Origin of the sequence: Streptomyces ossamyceticus, assembly GCF_001418475.1 — a bacterium.
In the GTDB taxonomy this organism is placed as follows: Bacteria; Actinomycetota; Actinomycetes; order Streptomycetales; family Streptomycetaceae; genus Streptomyces; species Streptomyces ossamyceticus.
In genome coordinates, this window is sequence record NZ_LIQX01000373.1 from 1 (window position 1) to 7,649 (window position 7,649).

The window sequence follows — 7,649 nt, forward strand, 5'->3', positions numbered from 1 at the left end:
GGACCCGCACCATCTGGCAGTGCTGATACGTCCCGGCTTTGTCAGGGCCGCTTGCCACCCTTCCCGGCACCTCCCGGGTCGGGCTGCCCTCAGCTTCAACCGCCCTGCTGCGACAGGACGGCGGTGGCGTCCTTTCACCGCCACTCGAACAACTCGCGCTTCACGGCGCACCTATGTCCTTCGTCAGGCGCCCCTGTCGGTTTTGGGGTGATTCGGTCTTGCTGGGGTCATGCGGCGAGCTCGACGTCCGCGGGTGTGCGGGATTCGTAGAAGGTGCCGTCGCGGAGCATGGCGAACAGGACGCTGATGCGTTGGCGGGCGAGGCGGAGGAGGGCCTGGGTGTGGGTCTTGCCTCGGTTGCGTTGCTTGTCGTAGTAGGTGCGGGAGGCCGGGTCGGCGGACCATCCTGCCGACATCCAGGTCACCGGCCTTACGAGGCCCGCCGCCACCCGCCCCTCATATCGGCCCTTCGTGAAGCCGTCACTCGAGGCGTGGACGTCCATGTCGTCGTCGAACCCGGGAGGGCGCGGCCGGGCTCCTCGACGGACGCGAACCGGCTGCCGCCTTCACCTCGACACCTGGTCTGCGACTGTGGCACTGGGCTCCCGAGGCGCGCGAGCACGAGCGTGCCCGCCAGCACGCCGAACTGGCTGTCGCCGACCGCCACATCCTGCTGATGGGCAGCGCGAGCCTCGCCGAATCCGGAGTACGCAGAAACCTGGAAGCCGGGGTACTCGTCACCGGCGGCACCGCCCCGCAGTGAGCCGCCGAACACATCCGGGAACTGCAGCGCCGGGAACTCTGGGGCCGTTGACTTGAGTCGGCCACTCGCCACTGCGCCGTAGCGGCTTCGACCGGAAGGGCCCTACCAGCGCAGGCCGGTGGGACTCTGTGTCCACTGGTTCGTCAGCCGAGCCCTGAGCCGCACACCACGCGCCTGGATCGTCCGTGATCGGCCGACCAGCCCTGGCATTTCACGAGTTGGAGGTCAAGCCCACCGAAGTCATGGGCGGCGCACCCCAGGCCTCGCCTAGGCTGGTGACGCACCAAGTGCACAGCCACAGCAGGGCGGAAGAGAAACATGCGCGGCCTCACCGAGGCAAACCTCAAGAAGTTGGCCGGCTCTCGCTCCTTCGACCGTGGGCGCGGCTATCTCGACGCGGTGACCGGGGTCGAGGTCGGTGACGGCTGGGTCACCGCAACCGTTCACGGCACGGAACGGTACGAGGCAGAGCTGGCCCTGGACGGTCCCGGCGGGCTGTCCGGCGAGTGCGACTGCCCGTACGGCATGGAGGGCAACTTCTGCAAGCACCTGGTCGCCCTCGGCCTGACGGTGCTCGCCCAGCGGGAGAGCCTGCCGCGTCAGCGGAAGGCGGCCCGCGACCGGGCGCAGGACCTCGACGCGTGGCTGTCCGCCCTCTCCCAGCCGGAGTTGCTCGCTCTGCTGCGGGAAGAGATCGACGAGAGCAAGCAGCTGCGGCGCCGTCTGGAACTGCGAGCCGCGAGCGCCCGCGGAGACCTCGCCGCGGTCCGGTCCCGTATCCGCGACCTGCTCGACATCGGTCCCTTCGCGCAATACGGCTACGTCGAGTACGCCGATGCCCGCGCCTACGCCGATCAGGCCGGGCAGGCGGTGTCCGCGATCAGCGCGCTCGCCGGCTCAGGCCGGGCCGCCGACGCGATCACCCTGGCGCGGGAGACGATGCGGCTGCTGGCCGAGGCCGTGGAGAGCGTCGACGACTCCGACGGCTGGCTCGGACAGATCGGCGCCGACCTCGCCGGCGCCCACCTCGACGCCTGCCGTGCCGCCCGCCCTGACCCCGAGGAGCTCGCGCGTTGGCTGGTCGGCCACGCCCTCGGAGACATGGACGACGGACTCACCGACATCGATCCGCTCGACTACGAAGACGTCCTAGGCGAAGAGGGAATGGGCGTTCTGCGAAAGCTGGCGGTTGAGACATGGCGGGCCAATCGTCGCGGCTGGGCCGAGAAGTACCTGATGGAGCGTCTGGCCAGGGCAGGAGGCGACGTCGACGCGGTGATCGCCGTGCACGCGGCCGACCTCGCGCCGAACGGACACACGCACCTGGTCATCGCCCGCGAGCTGGACACCGCGAGGCGCCCCGACGAGGCGCTGAGCTGGGCGGAACGCGGTATCCGGGAGGCCGAGGACCTCGCCACCGTCGATACCGCCCTCGTCGACCATCTCTGCGAGCGTTACGCGCAGGTGGGCCGGCACTCCGACGCGGTCGCCCTGCGCCGCGACCACTTCGGCGCCCGCCTCTCCCTGCTCACTTACCAGCAGCTGCGGGCCGCCGCCCGCGCCGCGGAGTGCTGGCCGACCGAGCGTGAGGCGGCCCTGGCCCTGCTCCGTGCCGACGCGGTACGGCGGCGAGAGGGCTGGTACGGCGGCCCCGTCCTGGTCGATGTCCTGCTCGACGACAAGGACACCGACGCCGCCTGGCAGGCCGCCACCGACACCGGTGCCGACGACCGGCAGTGGCTCTCCCTCGCCGACCAGTCCCGCGCCGACCGCCCCGCCGACGCACGCGGCGTCTACCTGCGCCTGACCGAACCACTGCTGAAGCAGACCGGCAACGATGTCTACGAGCAGCTCGTCGGCCTGCTGCTGAGCATTCGCGACTGCCACCGCAGTTTGGGCACAGAGGACGAGTTCGCGGTGTACGTCGCGAATCTGCGCATCACTCAGAGGCGCAAGCGAAATCTGATGCGTCTGATGGATGAACACGGTCTGTGACCCGGACGGAGCCTCGGAGGCTCACCTTGCTGGAGGGATGCACCTTCGAGCCGGGGGCCCGCGGTCAGCACCTCGCCGAGTAGATCCGCGGATTCGTTGGAATGCGTGGCGGAAGGCCGAATACGGCTCTCGTCCCCACCGGCGTGTGCCGCTCGGCCGGTGCGGACTCCACCTGGGCCAGTCCGGCACTTCAGCCGCCACCGCCGCAGGGGCGGGTGGCGCAGCAAGTCCTGGCGCAGTGCGGACAATCTTGCGGTCTCCGTCCTCGCGGCCAGTCCACGCACAGGCCGCAGTGCCCGACACAGTGCCGCTCCGAGCGACCATACGCCTGCGCATACGCGAAGACCCCGTTCTCAGCGAAAGCGTTGATGGCGGGGTCTTCGGGCACCTTATGCAAGGTGCCCCCGGCAGGATTCGAACCTGCGCACACGGCTCCGGAGGCCCCTTGGGAGCGGGGTAACTCAGCAGGTCACGGCCCTGCCTCTGACAGATCAGGCGGGACGAGTCCACGGATAGTCCACAGTTCCAGTCGACACCGATTTGAGCAGTTCGTTCGCTCAACGGTCAGTTCCCCGTTCGTGCTCAGTTTGTTGTCGTGGAGTGGAAGCATCGGCCGTGCCAGGGGGTTCTAGGAGTTCAGCCGCTGTGTCGTCGAGCGCTTCAGCCGACGTGGTCACCTCTGAGCCGCTGAGCGTTGACCTGTTGGGACAGAATAGCTAATGCGCGCCATTCAATCCTCGATTCTCAGAATAGTGGGACGCTCACCGACCGCCCGAAGAATGAGTCGAGTATCCGTACCATACGGTGGAAAATCTGCCGCATTCGCCGTGTTCAAATACCCTTTTATAACTCTCCTGTCGTGCCCATCTACTGAAAGCCCATTAACTATTGAAGTCCAATCGAATGGAGTTGCGGGAAGATTCGACTTCGGCCAGTGGGGATGGAAGAATCTTTCCCAAAATTTCGGCCTCTTGATGAATGCGATCTCCTCCACTGTCTGAGTATTTCGTGTCCTGCTGCGCACGTCGATCGTGACGACGGTTCTGAATCCCCCGTTAGTGTGAGACGCTGTAACTCTCGAAGCCCGAACGCGCAATGGCTGTCTGACACCGTACGCATAACATGCTGCTGCAAGAACGGCCAGTATGAATGTGAGGATTGAACTCCAGTCGGAGAGGGGCTGTAGAAGGCCGCGATCCTCGGCGAGCAATGCAGTCATGAGCACGCACATCCAGTCAGCTTCAAACGTCCGCGCGTTGCTGTCCAAAACTCGTCACATCCGTGATGGCATCCGGATTCCAGGCATACGAATCGCATGTCCTCCCCTTCGCCGTCGAATGCCAGAGTGCACCCGGTATTTCCAACTACACGGAGAGGTTCGAAATCGTTCCCATTTATGCCCCACCCAAGGTCTACGGCTACCAGTCGATGGCTATTAGTCCCGTGCGCAATGGGTAGCCAAACAGCGACACGAAAACTCTCCATGTCGGCACTCTGAGGGTAGGCAAGGAGGTGCCCGTCGCGCAGTGGAACAACCTCCATCCAGGATTGCCCGATAGTGTTGTCAACGCTACGAGCATCGACAATCGCAGAATCCCACTCGTCCTGTGTGAATTGAAGTAGGCCGGCTCGGCCATTCTCCCTCATATCAAGCACGTCAACGGGTTTGAGCAGGTTTTGGACAGCTGTCTCGTGCAGAAGCCCTGTCACCTGATCCGGAAGGCCCAATCCAAGTTCTTTCGCGGTATCGTGGAGAGTGGCTTCGTCCGGCTGAACATTTTCTGATTCGGCCGGGTTCCCCCACATGGCTTGGGACAACAGTCCTGCTATGTTCATGAGGTGAATCCAATCATATAGCTTTGAATGGGAAGTTAGCGAAAATCACTTTACCTTTGGGCCGTCTCCAGCATTCCATGCTCTGCGCAACTTATTCACGATGTGTAAATGGCGCACGTGGATCATTGTGGCGGACCTTCTGGAAACTTGAGGCCTCTGCCATGGGATGTGGCTACCTCCATGGACCCATTCAAGCCTTGTGTTCTTGATTGAAAGTGCGCCACTTGCGGGCCATCTTGATTAGCCCGTTAGGGTGAAAAGTAATCTGTGGCCTCTTTTGGGAATGCGCCATCGCTTTCGAGCGGGGATAATGCAACGCTTCATGGAGAATCTGTGATCCACAAAGGCCATGGCAGGGGTGGATGCCACCGAAACGGGCTGGGTCTGGGCAGACCTCCAACGATTCGTCTGGTTGGTCTCTGCCTCAGGCCATCCAGAGGTGCCGTTCGGCTCCACTCCACAGCGACCGGCAGGTCTGTCGGCCGTCGTCCTCCCGCTTGGAACGCAACATGCCGTTGAACTCCAGGTCCTGGCTGCACGCGAGGCAGAGCGGCGTATCGTCGGTCATGCGGCGCGCCTCAACAGTGACCTCTTCGTCCCGAAGCAACTTGGGTGGGCGCTCGGCCTTGGGCTGATGCACCTCTCACCTGTGGGGATGGTCCGTTGACGTTCGCGCGCGTCCGCCGTTGTTCGTCGGGGTTGTCACGCAGTTACTAGACACTCAAGGGTTCCGGGGGCGCGATACTTGTACGCGCCGTGGACATACCCGGCTGGTTCGTGTGGCTCGCTCTTGGCCTGGTCGTCTTGCAGGCCCACGGCCTCGTTCCCGTCATCCGCCGACTGCGCGGATCCGACTCGGCGGTGCATTTCGAGGCGCGCCTTTACCTGCTGGACGTCGTCGCCCCCCTGTTGCTCTTCGGTGGCCTGGTGCTGAGTCTTGCAGTCGCGGAATCCTGGTTCTGGCTCACCTGCGCTGGTTTCGTGCTCATGGCCGCCGTGTACGCCGTGAAGGGTGTCCGCTGGCTCTGCGCTCGCCAGCGTCACCCGGCTTGATCCACTGCTTCTTCTTGCCCTGGGTCTTGCCGGGGATCTTGGTGAGCTGGGTTCTTGCTGGTCAGGGGCGATGGACTCGTGCGCCTGGTGGTCGTCGTTAGTCGTTGTTGGCCACTGTTGAGCGTCCTCGGACGGCCCAGAGACGGCCCAACTCCGCCGCACTGCTTGGCGGCCGGCACCCTCGATGCGCCCCGTCCTGAACCTCAGCCGCAGACAGCCAGCCACGACGATGGGTGCGCCGACCGACCACGCACGTGTGTGTCGCGCTGCACCGGCCCCAGCCACACTGCCAATGCCGTCGACCAGAGCGAGTCACGACGGCCGGGGCCGTTACGACGATGCCTGAGCCATGAGCTTGGGAGGCTGCGATCACCGGGAGTGGATCGGTCTGATCTGGATGAATGCCGTGGAAGCTGCGGCATCGGGCTGAGCGGCTTGCGCCGTGTTTCCCGTTTCATCTGGTGCGGCCGTGGTGCTGGGTGAGCAACCTGCGGTGCAGGGAGGCCATGCCCGTAGCCAGGCTCCGACAGTGGCAACAGCGAGATCCCAGCCGAAGCACCCAATCGAGAGCAGGGACAATTAGGGCTTCTGGCGCATATCGCCTAGCTCGGTAGGCCTTGGCCGGTCTGAGTGCTGGGCCGCCAGAGTCCTGTCACCTGCCCTCCACCCGAGTCACCTGGCGATGCTTGCCGAGTTGGCGAAACTTCCGTGTTGTTGCCTGGTAGCCGCCACACAGCTAGATCACTTTCAGCTGATCCAGTGAGACAGCGGCTGTACTGCAGACAGCACTGACTAGTAGCCGGTAGCTTGGTAAGCAGCATGTCCACTAGGGAGGAACCGAGATGCGGGAGTCGCGCTCACCTGAGCATGATTCTGCCAGCATTGTTTTCATCGGTGCGTTCAATCCACGGATTTTTCAGCCAGCTTGGTTCGTCTCGCAAGGCTTGCTGTCTGCAGATGAAACCAGCGATTCTAACGTACAAATCATCAACAATGATTTTTGCGTATTCGAAACCGATTGGGTGCGCATCGAAGTTGTTGACACCCGCTGGATGATTACGAGCATCGCTCTCCCGCTCTTCGAGCCGTTGAGAGACCTAGCACTTGGGACATTTTCCGCTCTGAGCAGTACTCCGATTACGAAGATCGGACTTAATTCACATGCCCATTACGCCTCACCTTCACGTGAGGCGCTGGATGCATTTGGGCATGAACTGGTTCCAAAGGAACGGATCTGGAAACACATCCTTGAGGATCCACGGACGCTAAATCTTCACGTCGAGGGAATGCGGCCTGATAAGCATGACGGGCGCGTTCGAGTAAAGGTGCAACCTTCTTCCAAGGTGCAGAACGGTATATTCATTGACGTGAATGACGAGTTCGTTAACACGGACTCCACCACGCCTAATTGGGCACTGGAAGTCTTGAGGGATGAGTGGGATGCGCATACGGCGCGAGTAATTCAGTGCCGAGAGCGCATCGTTTCAAGCCTTTGGGGGGAATAGTGGCGATCACTATGAATGGCGAGCTCGCTCCTACGGCACAGGAGATTGTTGGGGAGGTGCCGGCTGTCCTTCCTAGCGAGGCTCCCGTGATAACTTCCGGAAGGGAAGTCGTCACAGAGGAACAGATTCACGCTACCAGTGCCCCACCTGGTCGACGATTGAATCGCATTCGTGTCCCGAGTAAACCCCACACCGTTCAAGTATCGAAGGCGGGCCGCTTCCTACCCCTGGCGCGTTGGGAGGGCGTCGTCACTGAGCGCTACGCTACCTATTTTGCTGCAGATGTGATTGACCTCGATACCGGCGAAGAGGCGAGCGTCGAGTTTGAGCTTAACCAAGTAAAGCCCGGCGATATTCCTTTGTGTGAACCAGGTTCGCTGTTCTATTGGAGTGTCGGCTACCAAATTACCCCTCGGGGGCAACGGAAACGCTCAAATTATCTGCGTTTTCGCAGGATTGGAAGCGCGGCGAGAGGTTAGCCTCGATCTTGCATGAGG

4 protein-coding genes and 1 pseudogene are annotated in these 7,649 nt (G+C 62.7%); 3 read left to right on the forward strand and 2 right to left on the reverse strand.

Annotated features, from left to right (window positions below; genetic code table 11):
• Window positions 1-227: 227 nt before the first annotated feature.
• Window positions 228-395, reverse strand: a pseudogene (locus AOK15_RS25985) (IS110 family transposase); the annotation flags it as partial.
• Between the two features lie 686 nt (window positions 396-1,081).
• On the opposite strand from AOK15_RS25985, the gene AOK15_RS25990 reads away from it, so the two are divergent.
• Entirely contained in the window at window positions 1,082-2,758 is a 1,677-nt protein-coding gene (locus AOK15_RS25990) for an SWIM zinc finger family protein (protein WP_055520781.1), read from the forward strand.
• Between the two features lie 2,260 nt (window positions 2,759-5,018).
• Here the strand turns inward: AOK15_RS25990 and AOK15_RS25995 are convergent.
• Complete coding sequence (locus AOK15_RS25995; protein ID WP_157870372.1) at window positions 5,019-5,162, reverse strand: hypothetical protein; 144 nt, start codon at window positions 5,160-5,162, stop codon at window positions 5,019-5,021.
• 188 nt (window positions 5,163-5,350) lie between these two features.
• Between AOK15_RS25995 and AOK15_RS26000 the strand changes: the two genes are divergently transcribed.
• Window positions 5,351-5,647, forward strand: a complete 297-nt coding sequence (locus AOK15_RS26000; protein ID WP_055520783.1) for a hypothetical protein — start codon at window positions 5,351-5,353, stop codon at window positions 5,645-5,647.
• Window positions 5,648-6,489: 842 nt separating this feature from the next.
• Window positions 6,490-7,152, forward strand: coding sequence for a hypothetical protein (locus tag AOK15_RS45215; protein WP_157870373.1), 663 nt, complete (start codon window positions 6,490-6,492; stop codon window positions 7,150-7,152).
• Window positions 7,153-7,649 lie beyond the last annotated feature (497 nt).